Consider the following 20,601-nt stretch of genomic DNA (forward strand, 5'->3'; position numbering starts at 1 on the left):
CCGAACCAGCTATCGAGAATATCAGACCGACAGTGTCGAGAAAAGGCCGCGCCCGCACTCAGCCGCGAGCGCGGGCCGAGAAGCGCCCATTTTCGCGAGTAAGCGCGATGTCGAGCCCAAACGTCTCGGCCAGGGTCGCCTCGGTCAGCGATTCCGCCAGGGGACCGGCCACCACGACCGCCCCATCTCGAAGGAGCAGCGCGTGGGTGAAGCCGTCCGGGATCTCCTCGACGTGGTGGGTCACCATCACGATTGCGGGCGAGGCCGGGTCCTTCGCGAAACCGCCGAGCAGCTGCACCAGCTCTTCGCGGGCGCCGAGGTCGAGGCTCGCGGCCGGCTCGTCGAGCAAAAGCAGCTCGGGGTCGGTCATGATCGCGCGGGCGATCTGGACGCGCTTTTGCTCGCCGTCCGAGAGCGTGCCGAAGGTGCGCTCGGCAAGGTGCTCGAGCTTCCACTCGGCCAGAACTCGGCGAGCTCGGCGCTCGTCAATTGCGTCGTAACCCTCGTTCCAGCGGCCGGTTACGGCGTAGGCGGCGGTCATCACCACGTCGAGCACGGTCTCGCCGGCGGGCAGTCGTCGGGCCATCGCGGTCGAGGCGTAACCGATACGCGGCCGCAGCTCGAAGACATCGACGCGACCCAGCGCGTCCCCAAGCAGCTGCGCGATACCGGTCGAAGGGTAATTCTGCGCGGCGGCAATCTGCAGGATCGACGTTTTACCGGCGCCATTGGGGCCGAGGATCACCCAACGCTCGTCCTCGGCGACGTCCCACGACACGTGATCGAGGATCCGCTTGCCGTTCCGGACAAAGGAGACATCGGCGAACGAGACAACGCTGGGCATAGCAGCCATTCTAAAGGGAGTGCCTGAGCGGGTCAGACGAGCGACTCGTAGATGGCTCGGGTGTCCCGAGCAATGTGGGTCCAGCTGAAATGGCTCTGCGCGCGGTCGCGGCCCGCTGCACCCATTCGCTGAGCTGCCTCGGGGTCGGCGACGACCTCGGCGAGTGCCGCGGCCAGGTCAGCGACATAGCGTTCAGGATCGACGGGCGTGCCGGTTCCGTCCGTCGCCTGCTCGATCGGCACGAGCCGACCGGTCACTCCGTCGACGACGACCTCCGGAATACCGCCGGTCGCCGTGCCGACGACCGCCGCGCCGCAGGCCATCGCCTCGAGGTTGACGATGCCGAGCGGCTCGTAGATCGACGGGCAGACGAACGTGGTTGCGGCCGTCAGCACTGCCGAAAGATGGTGCCGAGGCAGGTGCCGGTCGATCCAGACGACGCCGGTGCGCTCCTCCTGGAGACTGCGAACGAGCGTCGTCACCTCGGCCATGATCTCTGGAGTATCGGGCGCACCTGCGCAGAGCACGAGCTGCACGTCGGGCGGCAGGGTCGCCGCGGCCCGCAGGAGGTAGGGCAGGCCTTTCTGTCGGGTGATGCGGCCAACGAAGACCACTGACGGTCGCGAAGAGTCGATGCCGAGCTCCGTCAGGACAGCCTCGTCCTCGACCGGGTGCCAGGCGTCGAGGTCGATGCCGTTGTAGACGACGTGCACCTTGGCGGGATCGAGCGCCGGGTACGAGCGGAGGATGTCGGTGCGCATGCCGCCGGATACCGCGATCACGGCGTCGGCGTTTTCGTACGCCTCGCGCTCGATCCAACTCGAGACGCGATAGCCGCCGCCGAGCTGCTCGGCCTTCCATGGCCGCAGCGGCTCGAGGCTGTGCGCCGAGACCACGTGTGGGATGCCGTGGAGCAGTTGAGCCAGGCGTCCCGCCGCATTCGCGTACCAGGTGTGGGAGTGGACCAGATCGGCTCCCGCCACATCCTGCGCGATCTGCAGGTCGACTCCGAGGGTCTGCAGCGCACCGTTTGCCTGCGCCAACTCCGCGGGAACGGGATACGCGAACGTCCCCTTCTCGTCGCGCGGCGCACCGAAGCAGCGCACCACGACCTCCAGATCTCTCCGCAGCGCCATCGTGAGTTCGGCCACGTGCACACCGGCTCCCCCGTACACCTCAGGCGGATATTCCTTGGTCAGCAAATCGACTCGCACCCCCGAACCGTAGTACAGCCCGCTACTGCGGCGACAGACGGGTCCGCTGACGAGCCCAAGCCCCTACTGTTAGGCCATGCAGTCAAAGAAGATTTTCGGCATCGTCCTCGCCGGCGGCGAGGGAAAGCGGCTCATGCCCTTGACGGCCGACCGAGCGAAGCCCGCGGTGCCGTTCGGTGGCCAATACCGGCTGATCGACTTCGCGCTCTCTAACCTCATCAATTCCGGTCTCACCCAGATCGTCGTGTTGACCCAGTACAAGTCGCACTCGCTCGACCGCCACGTCTCGCAGACCTGGCGCCTCTCCGGACTGCTCAACTCGTACGTCGCGTCAGTGCCCGCGCAGCAGCGCCTCGGCAAGCGCTGGTTCAGCGGCTCGGCCGACGCCATCCTGCAGAGCCTCAACCTGATCCGCGACGAGAAGCCCGACATCGTCGTCGTGGTCGGCGCCGACCATGTCTACCGGATGGACTTCTCGCAGATGATCGACGCGCACGTCGCGTCGGGCGCGAAAGCGACGGTCGCGGCTATCCGCCAGCCGATCGCGCTCGCCGACCAGTTCGGCGTGATCCAGCTCGCGGGCGACGAGGCGGGCGACGGAATCGTCCCCACGATGATCTCGGAGTTTCTCGAGAAGCCGAAGAATGCTGTGGGGCTCGCTGATGCGCCCCATGAGGTTCTCGCCTCAATGGGGAACTACGTCTTCGATGCCGACGCGCTGATCGACGCGGTCATCCGCGACGGTGAACTCTCCTCCTCCGATCACGACATGGGCGGCGACATCATTCCGGACTTCGTCGCCCGCGGCGAGGCCGGCGTCTACGACCTCAAGCTCAACGAGGTCCCCGGGTCGACCGATCGCGACCGCTACTACTGGCGCGACGTCGGCACCATCGACTCGTTCTTCGAGGCGCACCAGGACCTCATCTCGGCGCTGCCGGTGTTCAACCTTTACAACCAGCAGTGGCCGATCTTCTCGTCGCAGCTGAACTCACCTCCCGCCAAGATCGTGCGCGACGGCAAGGGCAACATGGGGTCGACGATCGACTCGGTTGTGTCGCTGGGCACGGTGATCTCGGGCGCGCATATCGAGCGCAGCGTCGTCGGTCCATGGACCGTCATCGAGTCGAACGCCACCGTCACCGACTCCGTCGTCTTCGACAAGGTGCGGATCGGCCCGGACTCTCTCATCATGCGCGCTATCCTCGACAAAGACGTCGTCGTCGAGCCCGGCGCTCGTGTCGGCGTGGACCACGATCACGATCGCGAGCGCGGGTTCACCGTTACCGAGTCGGGCATCACCGTCGTTGGCAAGGGCGTCGTCGTCCACCCGTAGCATCCCCGCGGGTGCTTATCAGCACGCCCACCCGACCGATTGGCCCGGCCCTTGAGTGAGCGTTCCGCGACTCCTTCCCGCTTTCTCGTCGTTCTCGACGCGGACTCCACCCTCCTGCAGGACGAGGTGATCGAACTTCTCGCTGTGCACGCGGGCTCCGAGGAGCGGGTAGCCGCTATCACCGCCCGGGCCATGCGCGGCGAACTCGACTTCGGCGAAAGCCTGCGCGAGCGGGTCGCGACACTGGCGGGCGTCTCGGAGTCGATCTTCGCCGAGGTGAGCGCCGGCGTCCGGGTCACCCCCGGGGCCGCGCAACTGGTCGCCGGAGTTCATGCCGCGGGTGGTCGAGTCGGAGTCGTCTCAGGCGGCTTCCACGAGATTCTCGATCCGGTCGCTGGCACCCTCGGCCTCGACTTCGTCCGCGCGAACCGGCTCTGCTGCTCCAGTGGCCGCCTCACAGGAGCGGTCACCGGCCCGGTCATCGACGCTGCGGCGAAGGCGAAGGCACTGCGCGAGTGGGCGGCTGAGTGCGGCGTCCCTCCTCAGCGCACCATCGCTGTGGGTGATGGCGCCAATGACCTCGAGATGATGGCGATCGCCGCGCTGTCCGTCGCCTTCAACGCCAAGCCCCTCGTCCGTGAACGTGCCGATCTCATCGTCGATGGCCTCGATCTCTCGCAACTGCTGCCGCTGTTGGGGCTGCGCGGCTGAGGATCGGCGGTTCTCGCTCCGACCCCGCAGCGGCCTCGACGGGCATGGTCGCCTTGATGCGCATGCATCTCAGCACGACGCTGATCGTTCAGTGCCCCATCCCGAGGCCGCCGTCGATCGGGATCACGGCGCCGGAGATATAGGCCGCCTCGTCGCTCGTCAGCCATCGGGTCACCTTCGCAACCTCTGCGGCCGTGCCATAGCGCGCGAGAGGGATGGTCTTGCGGTATTCGGCCTGCTGGTCCGCCGAGAGTTCAGCGGTCATATCCGTCTCGATGAAGCCGGGGGCGACCACATTGGCGGTGATATTTCGGGCGCCCAATTCCCGCGTGAGCGAGCGAGCGAAGCCGACCAGCGCAGCCTTCGACGACGAGTAGTTGATCTGACCGGGCGAGCCGTAGAGACCGACAACACTCGAGACGAGCACCACGCGACCGAATCGCTGCTTGAGCATGCCCTTCGATGCACGCTTCACCACGCGAAAGGCGCCGGTGAGATTGGTGTCGATGACGGAGGTGAAGTCCTCCTCCGTCATACGCAGCAGCAGAGTGTCGCGGGTGATACCGGCGTTGGCCACCAGGATTTCGACAGGACCGAGTTCGGCCTCGACCTGTGTGAAGGCGGCATCGACGGAGGCGGTATCGGTTACGTCGGCGACCACGGTGAGCGACCCCTCCGGCCCCGCGCCTGAGCGCGCCGTGACAGCGACCCGGTGACCGGCGGCCACGAACTCCTGAGCGATGGAGTAGCCGATCCCCCGGTTGCCCCCGGTGACGAGGACGGTGCGCGGCGTGGTCATGATGTCCCTCCTGCCGGCGCGCGGGTGGCGCCGGACGACCCGTACATCCTAGAGGCGCCCCGCGCAACACATCGGGGGATGCGGGCCACCCGTCCTGCCCCCACCCCGTGGGACGTAGGCTTGAAGGGCTGTGAAATCACGCGAGACACTCACCTCCCTCCCGCCGTCGCCGAGCGCCGAGCGGCGCTCACGCGCGATCAAATACTCCATCGCCATGAGCATCCGACTGCTGTGCGTGATCTGCCTTCTTTTCGCGCACGGCTGGTGGCAGCTCTTTTTCGCGATCGGAGCCGTCGTCCTTCCGTACTTCGCCGTCGTGCTCGCCAATGTTGGCAGTGCGGGCGAGCGGGGCAACGTCGAACGACCGGGAGCAATTGTGCTGTCTCGGCCCGCACCTACTCCCCAGCCCGCTGCCGACGCTCCGGCTGCCACGAACAGCGGTGCGGGGACCGACGCATCCGAGGGCGGCGACCCCGCGGGACACCGCTCGTGATCCCGCTGGGACGCGTACCGGATGCGCACGCCTGCTCGCGTACCGGCTGCCCGAACACCGCGACCTGGGCCATTGAGTGGCGCAATCCACGGATCCATGCGGAGAATCGCCGGAAGACCTGGCTCGCCTGTGCCGAGCATCGTGATTTCTTGCGCGAATTCCTCCTGGCGCGAGAGTTCCCACTCGAGGTCAAGCCGCTCTACACCGTCGATCGAGGGGCCGCGGAGTGAGCGAGGACCCGTCCCGCCCGTCCTGGCACTTTGTCTTCTCGCGGCGGTGGTTCGGCTACCTCGCACTGGCCGTCGTCTTCGCCGTCGCATGCGTGCTCCTCTCTCGGTGGCAGGTCGCGCGGCTCGACCAGGCAGCCTCGACCAATCGCCTGGTCACGGCCAACTGGACCGCCGAGCCGGTCGCGCTCGACGGACTGCTGCCCGCTGCCGCAGCCTGGGACGATTCGCTCGAGTATCGTCCCGTCGAGGTCAGCGGCGTTTATGACGTCACCGGGCAGACCCTCGTGCGCAACCGCCCCTATAACGGCAATCCGGGATTTGAGGTCCTGACTCCGCTCCGCCTCGACGACGGCAGCGTGTTCGTCGTCGACCGCGGCTGGGTGCCTGTTGGCTCGAACCAGGACTCCCCCGATACGATCCCCGCTCCTCCAAAAAATCAGGTCACGGTCATCGCTCGATTGAAACCAGCGGAAGGCCGGATCGAGGGCCGCTCCGCTCCGGCCGGTCAGATCGCCACGATTCACCTGGACGACCTCTCGGCGCAGCTCGATGAGCCGTTGCGCAGCTCCGCGTACGGCCTCCTCGTTGCCGAGTCGCCAGCTCCCTTCGACGCTCCCCCGCTCGCCGCGATGAAACCGGTTGCCGACGAAGGCCTGCATATCAGCTACGCGATCCAGTGGGTGCTGTTCGCGGTGATGGGGTTCGGGGGGCTCGGCTGGGCGATCCGGCATGAGTACCGCCTCCGCAACGCCGAGGATCCCGAGGTCGTGGCGGCAGAGAAGCGCCGAGAAGAACGGCGCCGCCGTCGGGGACGTAGCGACGCCGAAGTCGAGGACGAACTGCTCGACACCCGCTAGGGACGGGAAATTTCGTGCAGTCGCCGCTCACGGCAACGGAATTAGCGTTGACGCTCGCTCGCCTCGGCAAGAGTCGACAGAGTGGAGCGCAGCCCGGGGAAGGCACCGTCGAGATCGTCAGACCGGAGAGAGGTCCATCGTGTGGTGCCGTCTTTGCGGCTCCGCGTATATCCGGCTTCACGAAGAGTCTTGAGGTGGTAGCTCATCGTCGGCAGAGGGATGTCGAGCCGGTGGGCGAGCGCGGAGCAGGTGTATTCATTGCCATCATCGAGAATATCGACGACGCGAAGACGGATGGGATCGGCTACGGCGCGGAGAAGGTTAATGACGTCGACGGAGGCGAGTTCTGGGTGGAAGGTCCGGGGCGCCATGACGTCCTCTCAGGAAAGGGGGCGAACACTGGTCGTATTCGCCCCCTCACACTACGTCGACTCCCTTGCAATAACGACGACGATCACCTCGACTGACTGAGAGGCTCGCGGGCAGCCGGCATGACGGCCGCGGATGTGGCTCGCGCCGCTGCTCGGCGGCTGAGCCAGTTGTTGAGAAGGAGTGACGTGAGGACGATCGCGGCGCCGATGAGAGCGATCGGACCGGGGCGGAAGCCGCTGATCATACTGATGGTGAATGTCGTGACGGGGACCAGATTCATGAAGAGCGTCCCGTTGAGGGCACCCAGCATGCCGATTCCCTTGTTCCAGAACAGGACAGCGACGACTCCGGCGAAGATGACGAGATACGCCAACTGAGGCCAGGCCGCGAGTACGTGCTCGACGGTGGGCGCCGAGACGTAGCCGACAGCCGACGCGACGATGACCGCGGCGGCGATGGAGATGCATCCAAGCGCAGTGGTCAGGGTGGTGTACCGGAGGGCGGACCAGCCAGGGAACGCCCCGGCACCTCGGGTGTAGGTGACCCAACAGATGGCGCCGAGGAGCGCGAGGAGTTCACCGAGCCCGAGCTGTCCGCTGGCCAGCTTGCCGAAGTCGCCCTGAGTAATCACCAGCGCGACCCCGATGAAGGCGAGCACGATGCTGCCGACGGTGTACAGCGGTGGCATCTTCCGCGTGGCGACGGCTCCGACGATGGCGCCGATGGCCGGCATCATGGCCATGATGAGGCTCACATTCGGAGCACTCGTGTAGTTCAACGCCGTAAAGGCGAGTAGACCAAATCCGGCAAACCCGGAAGTGCCGAGAAGGAAGAGTCGTACCACCTTGCCGTCGGTGGCGAAGGCACCGCGGCCTTCGGCCCGCACAAGCATGAGGACGAGGATCGCGGCGGCGAGGCCGTACCGAATGAGAGTCATATGAAAGGCATTGACCGTCGGGGAAATGCTATTCGCGAGCGGGAACATCCCGCCCCAGATCAGCGGAGGAATGAGGCAATAGAAGATTGCTTTAAAAGATGTGCTTTTCACGGTGTTCCTTAGCTCTTCGAGATCGAGGCGGTAACGAGACTGGTCGGTGTAAGGGTCGTGGACAAATCAAACTTGCCGGTGGAGGAGAAGACGAGGTGCTCGACTGTGTGAACGCTGATGGGAAGTCGTACCCGGCGCTGGACTGCGACTCGAGCGGCGAGGTACTGCAGCAGCGCGGGATCCGTGGCCGGTTCGCGGCCGAGAGCGAGGACGACCACGAGTGAGGTCCCGTCCGTGGCCACCTGGGTAGCGACATCGGTGACATCGGGCAACAGGCGAAGATCGTCTTCGAGCCCGAAGAGATCGCCACACGCCGTGGCCGCCGCGAACTCACTGGAGCGACCGAGGATGCGGAGGGTGCCGTCGTGCTCGAATCGACCGACATCGCTTGTGAGGATGTAGCGCCGATTGTCAATCTCGAGGGACGGGATCGACGCGCTCGCATAGCGTGCCGCGCCCATGAAGCTCGCGACAGCGATACGGCCGACCGCACCCGGTCTGTCGAGTGGATGGTGGCTCTCGTCGAGGACCGCGACATGAGAACCGTCGAGAACTCGACCGGATGTCCGCGGGTTAACGAGCAGATCGGAAGGGTCTGCCATCACATTCACGCCGGTCTCGGTTGTGCCGTAATACGAGTGCAGGACGGGGCCAAGAGTGCTGTACACCTGTCCGACCAGCGCCCCTGGGACATGTCGTCCTCCGGTCAGGAGGAATCGCAGGCGAGATTCCACGCGCTGGCCGTGGCCGCGACTCGCCAGTGTCGACACGACCCGTGTGAGCATCGGCGGGACAAGGAGCGTGGCGGTGATCGCGTTCTCCGTGATCTGATTCGCCACCGCGGCCGGATCTGGCGCCTCGATAACAACCGTCGATCCGGCCGTCAGGAAGGTTCTGGCCCAGCCGTGACTAGAAGCGTGCGACAACGGAAGGCACAGAAGGAACCGATCGGTACTGGTGAAGCCGAATCGCGCGATGAACATCGACGTGCGTCGCTTCTCGCTGGGTGTGTCGCGGAGTACCAGCTTGGGCATGCCGGTCGTACCAGAGGTGAATCCGATGGCTCGGAAATCTCTCTGTCGAGATATCGGCGTTTCCGTCAGCGTCGGAATGTCCGCATAGCTCACGACTCCTGCGCTGGTCGCGACAACCAAGCGCTCGTCCAGGGTGCGGAGGATCAGTGTCGGTTTCACCGACCGCAGCTGTTCCTCTCTGATGGCCGGTGGCTGTGCGGAATCGAGAGCGACCCAAGGGACCCCCAGAGTGGCCACTGCACTCGTGAGAACAAAGACGGCGATGCTGATCTCAGATTCGACAGCGACGACGTCGAGGTCGGAGCGCAAGTGAGTCTCGACCCACGGGAGGATACGTTCGACCTCTGCGGCGTAGTCCCGCCACGTGATCCGAGTGCCTGCATGTTCGAAGGCAATGGCCGTCGGCATGGCGTGGGCGTGGTTGCGGATGACATCGAGAGTGATCACGCGGAATTCCTCTCGAGCTCTCGGGCGGGGATGAAAAAGATTTCGGCGCCGGCGATGCGCTCCTCAGAGAGGGTCCGATCGTGCGTCCTAGTCCACACGTCACCCGGGCCTGCGATCGGAACGCCCGGTGGGTACGGAATGACGTGGCAGTCGACGACGGCTCCGATAGCGAAGCGGCTGGCTTCGCTTTTTGCCGCCATTCGTCGTTCGCGAGCCAGCGAATGCAACGCCCCGAGCAGAGCAGCAACATCGGTCGCGTCCACTCCAATGTGGAAGTGGAGGGTGAGACCGGCGGGGCTGCAGCGCGCTATGTAGATATCGAATTCGTCGAAGAGCCGCTGTCGAATCCGGCCGGATTCGCCCAGGTCGCTGACATTCAACGTCATCCGCATTGGATCGGTGAAGAAGACGCCGGACGATTCATCGACCGTGTCGGCATCGCGAATCAGCTGCCGAAGGAGGGGGTCCGTTCGGATCGCGGACGCGAAGTCTGCGCGAAGTCGGATGGCGGAGGACACGGCGGCCTGCCCGAACATCTCTGCATGCAGGCGCGCCAGATCGAGAGACGCAAGAATCGGCCAGGAGGGAGACGTGGTGTGATTCGTAAAGACTGCCCGCCGGATGCTTGGGGCGACCCCGGTACCGAGAGCGTGGAGATAAGAACCCTGCCGCAGAGCGCCCATAGACTTGTGCGCGGACATCGTGACGATGATCTGAGGGAGTTGAACTCCCTGCAGCCGGAGATTGCGCGCGGCGCGAAGGGCTGTGTAGCGGACGACGTCACTGTGGAACGAGTGAATAGCTGTCCAAGCAGAATCGACGAGGATCGCCGTCTCCGGGGACGCCTCGACAAGTCGGGGCAGCGCATGATCGAATCGCAGGACGAGGCCGTCGTAAGACGAGGCCGTGACGGCGACGATGTCAAACGGGCGCCCCGCGCGGTGAGCGGCTCGCAGCTGGTCGACGATACCGTCCAGATCCGGAACCATGACGGAGCCACGTTGAACTTCGTTCACCGTCGTCACCTCCATTCCTAAAGCAGTCGAGCTGAGAATCATCGACTGATGAGAGGAGCCATCGAGCAAGAGCCGAGACCCTGGCCCGCCGAGTGCGTCGAGCGCGATGCGGTTCGACTGGCTGGTGCCTCCGGTGACGAAGTAGGAGAAATCTGCGCCAAAGGCAGCGGCCGCGGCTTCGTGAGCGGCGGCGAGCGGTCCGACCGGAGCGAAGAATGAATCAAGAGCACGACCGGAAAAGCTCACATCACTTGTCACGCCGTCGAGCATTGCGGAGTAACGATCGCCGAGTTCCGCCGGCAGCGACCGTCGAACACCGTGCAGTGGGAGCGCATGGAGATTGATAATGCGCCGTCCGGACGTCAAAGTCCTCAGCCGTTCTGCGAGTGGAGCGGCTCGTCGCGGGCAGCTTTCTAGGAGGTCTCGACTCATGATGCTGCTGGTGCCTCTCACTAATTTTCATGTGCGTCCAACTACGGAACGATGAGAGCATATCCATACGAGAGGTTGAGTCAAGTTAATATGCACACGTATAGAGCAACCGCACCTTAGTGCGGCGTCGACGACCGCCTCGTGGTCAGAAACGGCAGGCGTCATCGGGCGTGAACTCCCCGGTCACAAGCCGATCGCCACGCCTGCCACAGCGCCGTCAGGTCGATTGCACGCCTGTCGCGCTCGGTGGCGCTCTACCGTCCAGCAGGAGACGATCGCTTCCAGGCTGGACGCTGCGCCAGGCGCGGCTGCGTCACGCCAGCGCCTGTCCACGCCTCATCAACGAAGCACCGTCCGTTCTGCACGACGCACCGGGTCTGCACGATGCACCGGGATCAGCGGGCCCACGCCCCCCGAACGGCTACTGCGCCGCGTCGATTCCCCGCGGGCAGTACCGCTAGGCCAGCGTGATGAGGTCGAGGTAGTCGGCGGCCCAGTGATCTTCGGTGCCCTCGGGCATGATGAGGACGCGCTCGGGATTCAGCGCCTCGACAGCACCCTCGTCGTGACTGACCAGAACGACCGCTCCCTCGTAGTGCGCAAGAGCGTCGAGGATCTCTTCGCGGCTCGCCGGATCGAGGTTGTTCGTGGGCTCGTCGAGCAGCAGCACGTTCGCGCCAGAGACGACGATCATCGCTAGAGCGAGGCGCGTCTTCTCGCCACCCGAGAGCACACCCGCCGGCTTGTGGGAGTCATCTCCCGTGAACAGGAACGAGCCCAGCACGCGGCGCGCCTCAGTCTCAGTGAGGTTCGGGCTGGCCGACACCATGTTCTCGAGCACAGAGCGTTTGACGTCGATGGTCTCGTGCTCCTGCGCGTAGTAGCCGATGCGCAGGCCGTGGCCCGCCTCGATCACGCCGGTATCCGGCTGATCGACTCCGCCGAGGATGCGCAGCAGCGTCGTCTTGCCCGCACCGTTGAGCCCGAGGATCACGACTTTCGAGCCCCGGTCGATTGCGAGATCGACAGCGGTAAAGATCTCGAGAGAGCCATAGCTCTTCGACAGGTTCTCGGCGTGCAAGGGTGTGCGGCCGCAGGCCATCGGAGTCGGGAAGCGCAGCTTGGCGACACGGTCGACTGCGCGCACCTCCTCAAGTCCGCTGAGCATCTTCTCGGCGCGCGCCACCATCTGGTGCGCGGCGGCGGCCTTCGACGCCTTGGCGCCGAAGCGGGCGGCCTGGAGCTGCAGGGCCCCGGCCTTCTTCTCGACGTTGGCGCGCTCCTTCTTGCGCCGTTCCTCGTCAGCGGCGCGCTGGCGCTGGTAGTTCTTCCAGTTCATGTTGTAGACGTCGATGACCTGGCGGTTCGCGTCGAGGTAGAACACGCGGTTCACCGTCTCGCCGACAAGTTCGATGTCGTGGCTGATCACAATGAAGCCACCGCGGTAGTTCTTCAAGAACTCGCGAAGCCACACGACGGAATCGGCGTCCAAGTGGTTAGTCGGCTCGTCGAGGATGAGCGTGCTCGCGTCCGAGAACAGGATCCGAGCCAGCTCGATTCGGCGGCGCTGTCCACCCGAGAGTGTCTTTAGCGGCTGGTCGAGGATACGGTCCGGGAGGTTGAGATTGCTCGCGATCGACGCGGCCTCCGCCTCCGCCGCGTATCCGCCCAGGGCGAGAAAACGGTCGGTGAGGTTGCCGTACTTCTTCATCCCGGCCTCGCTGACGGAAGTCTCGCTGCTGGACATCGCGATCGTCGCCTCCTGCATGCCGAGGACGAGCTGGCCGAGCCCACGCGCGTCCAGGATCCGCGTCCGCGCGAGTTCCTCCGGGTCGCCCGAGCGTGGATCCTGCGGCAGGTAGCCGATTTCGCCGCCGCGGTCGACCGTGCCCTTCGAGGCGATGAGGTCGCCCGCGAGAACCTTCGTCAGCGTCGTCTTCCCTGCTCCGTTGCGGCCGACGAGGCCAACCTTGTCGCCGTCGCTGACCCGGAAGGAGACATTCTCCATCAGGAGTCGAGCGCCGACTCGGAGTTCGAGGTCGTGCACGCTGAGCACAGTTCTGTCCGTTCCCGCCAAGAAATGGCGTTCGGTTCGGGAGGAGTGAGGGAAGGGGCTGCGATACGGTAGCCCCATAGTATAAATGCTGCGCCGCCGGGCAGACAGAGTTCCGGTCCCGCTCGACGCTTTCGCTCCTCGTCGCCTCGGCGGCCCGGTCTCTGGAGAACTCATGTCCACTCTCACGCTCGGTCCGTCCCGGCCGGTCCTCGCCGACCGAATCGTCTCACGTTCACTCACGACCGACGTCGCTCTCGTCCTCGGGGGTGCCGCACTGACCGCGGGGCTGGCGCAGGTCACGGTGCCCATGTGGCCGGTTCCGATCACGGGGCAGACACTCGCGGTCCTGCTGGTCGGTTCTGCGCTCGGCGCGGTGCGTGGCGCGTCGTCTCTCGCTCTGTACCTCGTCCTCGGCCTCGTCGGCCTTCCCGTCTACGCTCCGCAGAGCGACGGCGGGCACCTCACCGGGTTTGCAGCCGCCGCATCGCCGAGCTTCGGCTACATCGTTGGCTTCGTCGTCGCCGCAGGAGTCGTTGGCTGGCTGTCCGAGCGGTCGTGGGAGCGCCGGTTTCCCAGGGCACTCGCGGCTTTCGCGGGCGGCTCGCTGGTCGTGTTCGCCATCGGTCTCCCCTGGCTCGCCGTGAGCTTGCACGCCCTGGGCTACCCCAGCGATCTCGAGTCGACCCTCGTCGGTGGCTTTTACCCGTTCCTCCTGGGCGGGGCAGTCAAAGCCATCATCGCCGCGATCCTCCTTCCCGTCGCCTGGCACGGTGCTGACGCACTCGCCGAGCGACGCCGCTGAGCACCCATTTCTCGCAACGTCGAAGGGCCGGGAGGACAGTTCCTCCCGGCCCTTCGACGTTTATCTGGTCCGACTCAAATCGAGAAGCCGAGCGCGCGCATCATGTCACGGCCGTCCTCAGTAATCCGCTCGGGGCCCCAAGGAGGCATCCATACCCAATTAATCCTAAAGGCCTCGACTATGCCGTCGAGCGACTCTGCTGTCTGCTCCTCCAGCACGTCGGTAAGGGGGCACCCCGCGGATGTCAGGGTCATGTGAATGACAAGCGCGTCGTTATCGTCATCCCAGCCCAGGTCGTAGATCAGACCCAGATCGACGACGTTCACCCCGAGCTCGGGGTCCATGACGTCCTTGAGCGCCTCCTCGACCTGATCGAAAAGCTGGGGATCGAGTGTGGTGACGGCCACGATTACACCGCCGCCGAGGTGAGGAAGCGGTCATAGCCCTCGTCCTCAAGTCGAGTCGCGAGTTCTTTGCCACCCTGCTCTGCCACTCGGCCCGCGACGAAGACATGCACGAAGTCGGGCTGGATGTAGCGCAAGATTCGTGTGTAGTGCGTGATCAGTAGCACACCCAGTCCGGTGCTCTGGTGAGCTCGATTGACGCCCTCGGAGACAATCTTGAGCGCGTCGACGTCGAGTCCTGAATCGGTCTCGTCCAACACGGCGAACTGTGGCGCCAGCAGCTCCAGCTGGAGGATCTCGTTGCGCTTCTTCTCACCACCCGAGAAGCCCTCGTTGACATTACGCGCCGCGAAGGAAGAGTCCATTCGGAGGTTCGCCATCGCGGTCTTGACGTCCTTGGTCCAGTGGCGGATGGCGGGCGCCTCTCCGTCGATCGCGGTCTTGGCCGTGCGGAGGAAGTTCGTGTTGGTCACTCCGGGGATCTCAACCGGGTACTGCATCGCGAGGAAGAGGCCGGCTCGAGCCCGCTCATCGACAGTCATATCGAGCACCTCGACGCCATCAAGCGTGATCGAGCCGCCATCGACGTGATATTTAGGGTGGCCAGCAATCGTATAGGCAAGAGTGGACTTGCCGGACCCGTTGGGGCCCATGATCGCGTGGATCTCACCCTTGTTGATAGTGAGGTCGACGCCGCGCAGGATCTGCTTGGTCCCCTGCTCGGTCTCGACGCTGACGTGGAGATCGCTGATCTGGAGAACGGACATTCAGACTTCCTTCGTGACGGTCGGGTCAATGTAGACGTCGCCGTCGATGATCTCGACGACGAAGACGGGGACCGGCTCGTAGGCCGGCAGGTTCAGGGGTGCCCCGGTGCGGAGGGAGAACTGCGAGCCATGCGCCCAGCATTCGAGACTCTCGCCCTCGACAAACCCCTCGGACAGAGAGATCTCTCCGTGCGTACACGTGTCGCCAATCGCGTGGATTTCGCCCGCGGAGTCTTGTACGACCGCGATCGCGACTCCGTCAACTTCGACCCGCATGGCCTGGTTGGGGATCAGCTCGGACACCGAGCAGATCATCGCGGCGTTGCTCATGCGGGGAGCCCCCGCGCGGCTCCGGTCTGGCCGGCGCTACCGGCGAGCTCGGCCTCGATCGCGAGCTGTAGGCGGTCCTCCAGCTCGGCAATCTTGATCTGCTGCACGATTTCACTGAGGAAGCCGCGGACGACGAGTCGGCGCGCCTCATCTTCGCGTATACCGCGCGACTGCAAGTAAAAGAGTTGTTCGTCGTCAAAGCGGCCGGTCGCCGAGGCGTGCCCCGCCCCGGCGATGTCACCGGTTTCGATCTCGAGGTTCGGGATGGAGTCTGCTCGCGTGCCGTCGGAGAGAACCAGGTTGCGGTTTTGCTCGTAGCTGTCAGTGCCGGTCGCGCTGTTTCTGATCAGCACGTCGCCAATCCAGACGGTGCGTGCACCCTCGCCCTGCAGTGCGCCCTTGTAGGTGACGCGGCTCCGGGTGTCAGGAGCGTCGTGGTCGACGTAGACCTGCTGCTCCAGATGCTGGCCGCCATCGGCGAAGTACAGGCCGAAGAGTTCACCATCGGCGCCTCGCTCAACAAGGTGAGCGGAAGGGTTCACGCGCACGATGGAGCCGCCGAGGGTGACCACGATGTGCTTCATCTTCGCGTCACGCCCTACGCGGATAAAATGATTCGCCAGATGGCGGGCCTCGTCCGCCCACTCCTGGACGGTAACGACGGTGAGCTGAGCACCCTCGCCGACGAGAATCTCGACGTTTTCAGCGAGCGAGGCTTCGCCCTCGTTGTGGAGCACGACCACGGCGCGTGCGTAGGGCGCTGCCTCGATGATCGTGTGCGCCGCGCGAGGAGCGGAACCGAGATCGGAGCGAACCAGAGTCACCACCTTCTCGTCCGCACCCGTGACGCGAAGGGCGAGTGCCTGCTCAAAGCTCGACCAGGCGTTCGCTGCCGCGCGGTCTTCGGGCAGGCCGGCGGTGCCGATCCGCTCGTCCTCGCGACCAACCCAGGAAACGTCGACGCCATCGACGGGGGTGTACTCCACCGGAGTCGGCGAGCCGTCGAGGGGGCCGTCGATCAAGTCGCGCAGCCGCGCGACCGGCGTCAATTTCCAGGCGATCTCGCGACCGGTGACCGCCTCAAACGCATCGACGTCAGTCGACGCGAAACGCTCGGAACGCGTCTGCACGGGCGTAAACGCCCCGTCGGAGTGGGCGCTGATACCTAAACGCTTGGCGGCGGCCGCGCCGTCGATCTCGGGGGTCATCGCGGCGCTCGTGGGGACCGTCATCAGGCGGTGATTCCTTTCGATGGGTGCGGGACGCCCGGTCCGGACGCCCCTTCGAGGACGGAGGCGCGCGTCAACCGACGCTGCCCTCCATCCCCATCTCGATGAGCTTGTTCAGCTCGAGGGCGTATTCCATCGGCAGCTCGCGCGCAATCGGCTCAATGAAACCGCGGACGATCATGGCCATGGCCTCATCTTCCGGCATACCGCGCGACATCAGGTAGAAGAGCTGCTCCTCGCTGACCTTCGAGACGGTTGCCTCGTGCCCGAGCTGCACGTCGTCGACGCGGATGTCGATTGCCGGATAGGTATCGGATCGCGAAATGGTATCGACCAAAAGCGCGTCACAGCGCACAGTGTTGGCCGAGTGATGCGCATTTGCGTCCACCCGAACTTCGCCGCGGTATCCAGCCCGGCCGCCTCCGCGCGCAATCGACTTCGAGACGATCGACGACTGCGTGTACGGCGCCATATGCACCATCTTTGCGCCGGCGTCCTGGTGCTGGCCGGGGCCGGCAAACGCGACCGAAAGGGTCTCGCCCTTAGCGTGCTCTCCGACCAGGAAGATCGACGGGTACTTCATCGTGACCTTCGAACCGATGTTGCCGTCAATCCACTCCATCGTCGCGCCCTCGTGAGCGATTGCGCGCTTGGTCACGAGGTTGTAGACGTTGTTCGACCAGTTTTGAATCGTCGTGTAGCGGACTCGTGCGTTCTTCTTCACGATGATTTCAACGACGGCCGAGTGCAGCGAGTCCGACTTGTAGATCGGCGCCGTGCAACCCTCGATGTAGTGGACGTAGCTGTCCTCGTCGGCAATGATCAGGGTCCGCTCAAACTGGCCCATGTTCTCGGTGTTGATGCGGAAGTACGCCTGGAGCGGGATGTCGACGCGGACGCCCTTGGGGACATAGACGAACGAGCCGCCGGACCAGACCGCGGTGTTCAGCGCCGCGAACTTGTTGTCACCCGCGGGGATGACGGTGCCGAAGTACTCCTCGAAGATCTCGGGGTGCTCGCGCAGCGCCGTGTCGGTGTCCATAAAGATGACACCTTGCTCCTCCAGGTCCTCGCGGATCTGGTGGTAGACGACCTCGGACTCATACTGGGCTGCAACGCCGCCGACGAGTCGCTGGCGCTCCGCCTCGGGGATACCGAGCTTCTCGTACGTATTTTTGATGTCGTCGGGGAGGTCGTCCCACGTCTGCGCCTGCTTCTCGGTAGAGCGGACGAAGTACTTGATGTTGTCAAAGTCAATGTCCGAGAGGTCGGCCCCCCAGGTCGGCATCGGCTTACGCTCGAACAGCGTGAGGGCCTTCATGCGACGGTCTCGCATCCAGGCGGGCTCGTTTTTGAGTGCGGAGATGTCGGAGACGACCTCGGGCGAGATTCCGCGACGTGCGGAGGCCCCGGCGGAGTCTGAGTCGGACCAGCCGAACTCGTAAACGCCCAGGCTCGCGAGCTCGGGGCGGTCGATCAGGATGTCTGACATGTGTACCTCGTTTCCTACCCACTGCTAACCGGTCGGGTCCCGGAGTCATTCCCCCGGCGTGACCCGCGGGTGCTCTCCGGCCGGTCGCGCGATCGCTCTGATGCGCGGAGGGGGTGATGAGTGTCCCTGGGATTCCGGAGGTGTGCTGCGGCGCTTCGTCGGGCCATCGGAGTCGATCCCCGCACCCTCTGCGCGGACGACCACATCGCGCGCTGGATCTGAATCAGCACGCGCTGGATCTGAATCAGCTTCTCATTCTACGTTCCCGCAGCTCCCAACGGAACCTCTTCAGCTGGGTGTCGCCGCAGATGTGACCTGCACACCACCAGACAAGCGTGGCCATACGAGTGTCAGTGGTCCGTGATGGGGTCTGATCATGACGAACGATGACCGAACTCCACTCCCCCTCCGCCTCCTGACCGCGCTGCTCATGCTCGGCCTGGCCCCGCAGTCCGCACGCTGCTTCGGCCCGCTCGCTACGGCGCTGCACCACGAACTCCCCGCTCGAGCACTTCCCCGTGCACTACTGCGGCTGCGCCGGCATCTGCGCTCCTCCGAACGCCGCGGCGACCGATCAGCGGACGGGCTGCAGCTCCCGGGCTGCCTCTCGCCGTTGAGCACGAACGGTGAAGAGCCCCGGGTTGACATCGAGCAGCACGCGGACGGCTCCGACCCAGACGAGAGCAGAACCCAGCAGGTGCACGGCGACCAGTGACTCCGGAAGTGCCGTCAGCGACTGCGCGACGCCGACGAGCGCCTGCAGCAGCAGCACGACGAGGTACGTCACAACCCGCCGGCGGGCGAGCCCGGACTGCTCGACGCGGGTCAGCAGCGCCAGCAGGACCACACCGAGGACCACCAGGGCTGAGCCGAGGACGCCGTGGATCACGGTCACGCTCTCCCAGCGGAACTGCATTCTCGGCACCTCGGCGGAGTCGCCCGCGTGCGGCCCCGTTCCGGTGACGAGCGTCCCGATGAGGATCACCAGCAGGGTCACCGCGACCAGAACGATGCTCGTCGCCCTCGTCGCCCCGTCCGGCTCGAACGCGGTCGACTGCGAACGGTGCGCCCGGTGCCAGGTGAGCGCCGTGGTCGTGAGGAGCGCGATGGCGAGAACGAAATGGCCGGCCACGATGTACGGATTGAGTCCGGAATGCACAGTCGCGCCGCCCGCGAGGGCGTTCGCCACGACAAGCCAGAACTGCGACCAGGCGAGGCGCGTCATGGTGCGGTCGCGCGGCTTCTGCAAACGGGCCGCGGTGATCGCCCAGCCGACGGCGACGACGAGGACGCCGGTGAAGGCTCGATTGGTGAACTCGATGAATCCGTGAATCCCGAGTTCGGGCGTCGAGGTGAGCGATCCCGCGTCGCACGCGGGCCAGGTCGGGCAACCGAGGCCCGAGCCGGTCAGCCGCACGACTCCGCCAAAGAAGATGATGAGGATGCTCGCTACGAGCGCCGCGGTCGTACCCCACCGCAGGGCGCGCGGCCCGAGGGTGACGCGCTCGGCCAGGAGCGAGAAGGGCGTCACCATCAGAAGGGCAGCAGCGGGTCGATGCCGACGGCGAGAAATAGCAACGTGAGGTACCCGATCGAGCCGTGGAACACGCGCATCGGCGAGACGTGTTCGTGACGAATCGCGAGGCCGTAGAGCCGGTGGGTCTCGGCGACGAACCACACTCCGCTAGCCAGCGCGACGACCGTGTACACGACGCCCATCTCGGCGACCGGGATCAGCAGGAGCGAGCAGGCGACGGTGGCCCACGCATAGAGGATGACCTGGAGTCCGACGATGGTGCGCCCTCGAACGACGGCCAGCATGGGCACGCCGGCCGCCTGATAGTCGTCGCGATATTTCATCGAGAGGGGCCAGTAGTGCGGCGGAGTCCAGAGGAAGATCACCGAGAAAAGGATGACCGGCGCCCAGTCGAGCGAATTGGTGACCGCTGCCCAGCCGATCAGGACCGGCATGCAGCCAGCGATGCCGCCCCACACGATGTTCTGCGGAGTGCGGCGCTTGAGAAAGAGAGTGTAGAAGACGACATAGATCAGGATCGCCGCAAGAGAAAGACCTGCCGACAGCCAGTTCGCGGTCAGGCCGAGCCACAGGATCGAGAGGACGCCGATAGCGCTGGCGAAGACGAGAGCCGAGCGGTCCGAGATCTCTCCGGTCACGAGTGGACGGTTCTTCGTCCGGTTCATGATCCGGTCGATGTCGCGGTCGAAGTAGCAGTTGAACGCTCCCGCGGAACCCGCGCTCAACGCGCCTCCGATCAGGACGTTGACGACGAGCAGCAGGTCCGGGATACCGCCCTGCGCCAGGATCATCGTCGGAGCGGTCACGACGAGGAGCAGCTCGATCACCCGGGGCTTCGTCAGGGCAACGAAGGCCTTCACCTTGCGCGAGAGCGCCGTCCGCGACGACCCGCCTCGTTCGACGGCGGTGGTCTCTACGGCTACGTCCATTGCTCCTCTAACATCCACGATCCCGAATGAGTGTAATGCGCACGCTGGTGCGAGGGCCCGGCGTGCACGCTTGTCCAAACCGGAGCCGACATATGCGACCACGCAACCCCCGGTCGGTGGGGTACCCCTCTCCGTATACTCGACATCGCTCGCCAGAGCACCCGGCACGTGCCCGAGTCCGCCCGATGATCATCGGCACGAGGCCGAGAGGGTCGTTGCCGG

General features: G+C 65.1%; 21 protein-coding genes. 6 read left to right on the plus strand and 15 right to left on the minus strand.

What is annotated here, in order from left to right; genetic code table 11:
• Positions 1 to 58: 58 nt before the first annotated feature.
• Entirely contained in the window at positions 59 to 844 is a 786-nt protein-coding gene (locus B0H03_RS03920; RefSeq protein WP_104264852.1) for an ABC transporter ATP-binding protein, read from the minus strand.
• A gap of 32 nt (positions 845 to 876) precedes the next feature.
• Complete coding sequence (glgA, locus tag B0H03_RS03925) at positions 877 to 2,058, minus strand: glycogen synthase (RefSeq protein ID WP_104264853.1); 1,182 nt, start codon at positions 2,056 to 2,058, stop codon at positions 877 to 879.
• Positions 2,059 to 2,134: 76 nt separating this feature from the next.
• On the opposite strand from glgA, the gene B0H03_RS03930 reads away from it, so the two are divergent.
• Both B0H03_RS03930 and serB read left to right on the plus strand, forming a co-directional pair.
• On the plus strand, positions 2,135 to 3,394 hold the full coding sequence (locus B0H03_RS03930) for a glucose-1-phosphate adenylyltransferase (RefSeq protein WP_104264854.1): 1,260 nt from the start codon (positions 2,135 to 2,137) through the stop codon (positions 3,392 to 3,394).
• Positions 3,395 to 3,445: 51 nt separating this feature from the next.
• Positions 3,446 to 4,105, plus strand: coding sequence for a phosphoserine phosphatase SerB (gene serB / locus B0H03_RS03935; RefSeq protein ID WP_104264855.1), 660 nt, complete (start codon positions 3,446 to 3,448; stop codon positions 4,103 to 4,105).
• A gap of 88 nt (positions 4,106 to 4,193) precedes the next feature.
• Here the strand turns inward: serB and fabG are convergent, their stop codons facing one another.
• A complete protein-coding gene (gene fabG, locus B0H03_RS03940) occupies positions 4,194 to 4,904 on the minus strand; it encodes a 3-oxoacyl-ACP reductase FabG (protein WP_104264856.1) in 711 nt (236 codons plus the stop codon).
• Positions 4,905 to 5,034: 130 nt separating this feature from the next.
• Here fabG and B0H03_RS03945 point away from each other — a divergent pair, with 130 nt between their 5' ends.
• The 3 genes from B0H03_RS03945 to B0H03_RS03955 are packed head-to-tail and all read left to right on the plus strand — an operon-like array spanning position 5,035 to position 6,484.
• On the plus strand, positions 5,035 to 5,397 hold the full coding sequence (locus B0H03_RS03945) for a DUF3099 domain-containing protein (protein WP_104264857.1): 363 nt from the start codon (positions 5,035 to 5,037) through the stop codon (positions 5,395 to 5,397).
• Positions 5,394 to 5,627, plus strand: a complete 234-nt coding sequence (locus B0H03_RS03950; protein WP_104354263.1) for a hypothetical protein — start codon at positions 5,394 to 5,396, stop codon at positions 5,625 to 5,627. The genes B0H03_RS03945 and B0H03_RS03950 overlap by 4 nt, the downstream gene beginning before the upstream one ends.
• Positions 5,624 to 6,484: an SURF1 family cytochrome oxidase biogenesis protein gene (locus B0H03_RS03955; RefSeq protein WP_104264859.1), complete on the plus strand. Its 861-nt coding sequence runs from the start codon at positions 5,624 to 5,626 to the stop codon at positions 6,482 to 6,484. The genes B0H03_RS03950 and B0H03_RS03955 overlap by 4 nt, the downstream gene beginning before the upstream one ends.
• Before the next feature lie 41 nt (positions 6,485 to 6,525).
• Here B0H03_RS03955 and B0H03_RS03960 read toward each other — a convergent pair whose 3' ends face one another.
• From B0H03_RS03960 to B0H03_RS03980, 5 genes are all read right to left on the minus strand, one after another.
• Positions 6,526 to 6,855, minus strand: coding sequence for an ArsR/SmtB family transcription factor (locus B0H03_RS03960; protein ID WP_104264860.1), 330 nt, complete (start codon positions 6,853 to 6,855; stop codon positions 6,526 to 6,528).
• An 83-nt stretch (positions 6,856 to 6,938) separates the two neighbouring features.
• On the minus strand, positions 6,939 to 7,904 hold the full coding sequence (locus tag B0H03_RS03965) for a DMT family transporter (protein ID WP_127843902.1): 966 nt from the start codon (positions 7,902 to 7,904) through the stop codon (positions 6,939 to 6,941).
• 8 nt (positions 7,905 to 7,912) lie between these two features.
• The gene (locus B0H03_RS03970) at positions 7,913 to 9,385 is read right to left on the minus strand and encodes a class I adenylate-forming enzyme family protein (protein WP_104264862.1); all 1,473 of its coding nucleotides are present in this window, start codon (positions 9,383 to 9,385) and stop codon (positions 7,913 to 7,915) included.
• The gene (locus tag B0H03_RS03975) at positions 9,382 to 10,659 is read right to left on the minus strand and encodes an aminotransferase class I/II-fold pyridoxal phosphate-dependent enzyme (protein WP_160487318.1); all 1,278 of its coding nucleotides are present in this window, start codon (positions 10,657 to 10,659) and stop codon (positions 9,382 to 9,384) included. The genes B0H03_RS03970 and B0H03_RS03975 overlap by 4 nt, the downstream gene beginning before the upstream one ends.
• Before the next feature lie 631 nt (positions 10,660 to 11,290).
• The gene (locus tag B0H03_RS03980; RefSeq protein WP_104264864.1) at positions 11,291 to 12,889 is read right to left on the minus strand and encodes an ABC-F family ATP-binding cassette domain-containing protein; all 1,599 of its coding nucleotides are present in this window, start codon (positions 12,887 to 12,889) and stop codon (positions 11,291 to 11,293) included.
• A gap of 172 nt (positions 12,890 to 13,061) precedes the next feature.
• Here B0H03_RS03980 and B0H03_RS03985 point away from each other — a divergent pair, with 172 nt between their 5' ends.
• On the plus strand, positions 13,062 to 13,691 hold the full coding sequence (locus B0H03_RS03985; protein WP_104264865.1) for a biotin transporter BioY: 630 nt from the start codon (positions 13,062 to 13,064) through the stop codon (positions 13,689 to 13,691).
• Between the two features lie 74 nt (positions 13,692 to 13,765).
• Here B0H03_RS03985 and B0H03_RS03990 read toward each other — a convergent pair whose 3' ends face one another.
• The 7 genes from B0H03_RS03990 to B0H03_RS04020 form a co-directional block, all read right to left on the minus strand.
• A complete protein-coding gene (locus tag B0H03_RS03990; RefSeq protein WP_419956908.1) occupies positions 13,766 to 14,098 on the minus strand; it encodes a metal-sulfur cluster assembly factor in 333 nt (110 codons plus the stop codon).
• 2 nt (positions 14,099 to 14,100) lie between these two features.
• Complete coding sequence (gene sufC, locus B0H03_RS03995) at positions 14,101 to 14,862, minus strand: Fe-S cluster assembly ATPase SufC (RefSeq protein ID WP_104264867.1); 762 nt, start codon at positions 14,860 to 14,862, stop codon at positions 14,101 to 14,103.
• A complete protein-coding gene (locus B0H03_RS04000) occupies positions 14,863 to 15,192 on the minus strand; it encodes a non-heme iron oxygenase ferredoxin subunit (RefSeq protein ID WP_181075020.1) in 330 nt (109 codons plus the stop codon). It abuts the gene before it with no gap.
• Entirely contained in the window at positions 15,189 to 16,424 is a 1,236-nt protein-coding gene (gene sufD / locus B0H03_RS04005; RefSeq protein WP_104264868.1) for a Fe-S cluster assembly protein SufD, read from the minus strand. The genes B0H03_RS04000 and sufD overlap by 4 nt, the downstream gene beginning before the upstream one ends.
• Before the next feature lie 70 nt (positions 16,425 to 16,494).
• A complete protein-coding gene (gene sufB / locus B0H03_RS04010; RefSeq protein WP_104264869.1) occupies positions 16,495 to 17,913 on the minus strand; it encodes a Fe-S cluster assembly protein SufB in 1,419 nt (472 codons plus the stop codon).
• A gap of 574 nt (positions 17,914 to 18,487) precedes the next feature.
• Entirely contained in the window at positions 18,488 to 19,447 is a 960-nt protein-coding gene (locus B0H03_RS04015; protein WP_104264870.1) for a COX15/CtaA family protein, read from the minus strand.
• The gene (locus tag B0H03_RS04020; RefSeq protein ID WP_104264871.1) at positions 19,447 to 20,379 is read right to left on the minus strand and encodes a heme o synthase; all 933 of its coding nucleotides are present in this window, start codon (positions 20,377 to 20,379) and stop codon (positions 19,447 to 19,449) included. Before B0H03_RS04020 ends, B0H03_RS04015 begins: the two co-directional genes overlap by 1 nt.
• Between the last annotated feature and the right edge of the window lie 222 nt (positions 20,380 to 20,601).

The organism is Rathayibacter iranicus NCPPB 2253 = VKM Ac-1602 (assembly GCF_003149025.1).
Lineage (GTDB): Bacteria > Actinomycetota > Actinomycetes > Actinomycetales > Microbacteriaceae > Rathayibacter > Rathayibacter iranicus.

Bases quoted from the DNA above. Each gene is read 5' to 3' on its own strand.
- B0H03_RS03985 (WP_104264865.1), top strand. From the start codon at position 13,062: ATGTCCACTCTCACGCTCGGTCCGTCCCGGCCGGTCCTCGCCGACCGA.
- B0H03_RS03960 (WP_104264860.1), bottom strand. From the start codon at position 6,855: ATGGCGCCCCGGACCTTCCACCCAGAACTCGCCTCCGTCGACGTCATT.
- fabG (WP_104264856.1), bottom strand. From the start codon at position 4,904: ATGACCACGCCGCGCACCGTCCTCGTCACCGGGGGCAACCGGGGGATC.
- B0H03_RS03920 (WP_104264852.1), bottom strand. From the start codon at position 844: ATGCCCAGCGTTGTCTCGTTCGCCGATGTCTCCTTTGTCCGGAACGGC.
- B0H03_RS04000 (WP_181075020.1), bottom strand. From the start codon at position 15,192: ATGAGCAACGCCGCGATGATCTGCTCGGTGTCCGAGCTGATCCCCAAC.
- sufB (WP_104264869.1), bottom strand. From the start codon at position 17,913: ATGTCAGACATCCTGATCGACCGCCCCGAGCTCGCGAGCCTGGGCGTT.
- sufC (WP_104264867.1), bottom strand. From the start codon at position 14,862: ATGTCCGTTCTCCAGATCAGCGATCTCCACGTCAGCGTCGAGACCGAG.
- sufD (WP_104264868.1), bottom strand. From the start codon at position 16,424: ATGACGGTCCCCACGAGCGCCGCGATGACCCCCGAGATCGACGGCGCG.
- B0H03_RS03930 (WP_104264854.1), top strand. From the start codon at position 2,135: ATGCAGTCAAAGAAGATTTTCGGCATCGTCCTCGCCGGCGGCGAGGGA.
- B0H03_RS04015 (WP_104264870.1), bottom strand. From the start codon at position 19,447: ATGGTGACGCCCTTCTCGCTCCTGGCCGAGCGCGTCACCCTCGGGCCG.
- B0H03_RS04020 (WP_104264871.1), bottom strand. From the start codon at position 20,379: ATGGACGTAGCCGTAGAGACCACCGCCGTCGAACGAGGCGGGTCGTCG.